The organism is Faecalimonas sp. LCP19S3_D12, from assembly GCF_052121495.1.
Taxonomy (GTDB): Bacteria; Bacillota; Clostridia; order Lachnospirales; family Lachnospiraceae; genus Faecalimonas.
The window spans coordinates 1-1,435 of record NZ_JBQKED010000104.1; the positions used below are offsets into that span (position 1 = coordinate 1).

Annotated in this window: 1 protein-coding gene and 1 pseudogene; both read right to left on the minus strand. The window is 39.0% G+C overall.

The annotated features are described in order from the left end of the window. Window positions 1-237, minus strand: a pseudogene (locus ACTQXY_RS15410) (hypothetical protein); the annotation flags it as partial. 110 nt (window positions 238-347) lie between these two features. Then, a partial coding sequence (locus tag ACTQXY_RS15415) for a hypothetical protein (RefSeq protein ID WP_441660201.1) occupies window positions 348-1,435 on the minus strand: 1,088 nt, incomplete at its 5' end.

The window sequence follows — 1,435 nt, forward strand, 5'->3', positions numbered from 1 at the left end:
ATCCGGTTTATTACAGATTGGAACTGCCTTCTTTGAATCAAAATCAATGTAATATGATATGCCTGATTCAACGAAAAAAATGCCCTCTTCCACTTTTGTTCCCGAAGCATTCAGCTCCATATAATCCGATTGGAATTTTTCTGATTTCTCACTCTCATCAGTATTCTTTCCACTGCAACCAGTCACCAATAGGAGCATCAGACAACACAACAAAATCTTCCCTTTCCCACTCAACATAGACAGTCCTCCCCGTTCCTTTTCCCGTTGGCTTCGGTATAGCATATTTTCTACTTTTTTTAATCAGATTGTTCTAAACGGACCATTTTTGTTCCAAACAGATTGTAAATCTACCTTGATTCCGTACCAATCACATTTCCATCTTTATCTACGAGAGCCCCACCTGAAGAAACTCGCGGATACAAGACTACTTTTACGTCATTTTTTCCACTCAGTAAATCTTCCCAGCTGATATATCCATACCATGTAATCCAGTCTCCCTTATCCCCGGTCTCTTGATTGGTGATATAATAATCAAAATACAATCCCTGCTCTGTTTGGCAGACAACGCTATTCAGTCTCGCCCCTTCCACCGGAAGGTTTTCTGGCAAGGATAATTCTCGAAGCCTTCCACTTTCCTTCTCTTTGAAAAGCATTCTGTTCTGTGGATGTGCCCAAAAGACAATTCCCTCATCTACAACACCGTATAATAAAATCAGTTCTGCATCTTCACCAATGAAGTCCTGAATCTCCGCTCCACTCACACAAACCTCATTTTCTTTTGTATCAACATGATATTGATACACTGTATTTGCCTTATACTTTACATTCTTGCTTAATTTTTTCTCTCCCCCTATATAGTAAAAACTTTTTCCATCGGAAACCGGATAAATTTCTCCATACCCACCACTAATCAGGGCGATTTCTTCCGACTTTTTCGTTTTATAGTCAAATTGATAAAAAGATGGTTCACCCTCTCTTATGACAGAATATACCATATATTCTGTTGTTCCCCCAAGCAGACCCATATAATCTGTCTCCTCTGACAGAATTTCTTCCTGCTTCATCGACTTTAAATCCAACACATTAAAATGCCATTTAAGCGTTACCTCCTGTATCCCATCGCTCTCAACAATATCAATCGTCTCATCATAAAGATAAAATAATTTATCCCGAACAATGATTCCTTCATCAAAGATACCGCCAGCATCAATAAAATTTTCTTTACTTTTTCGATTACTGCCATCAAGTTCCGATACGAAAAATCCAATTCCATCCTCCCTAGTTTCTATCCCATATAGCTTTCCTTGATATGGAAATATGGTCATAGAGTCATCGTTAGCCGCATTACATGTCGTATTTTTGTCTTCCCTTGTTGAAAGGTGGCGGCAATCCGGCTTATTACAAATGGGTACTGCGGTATTCGTCTCAAAATCAG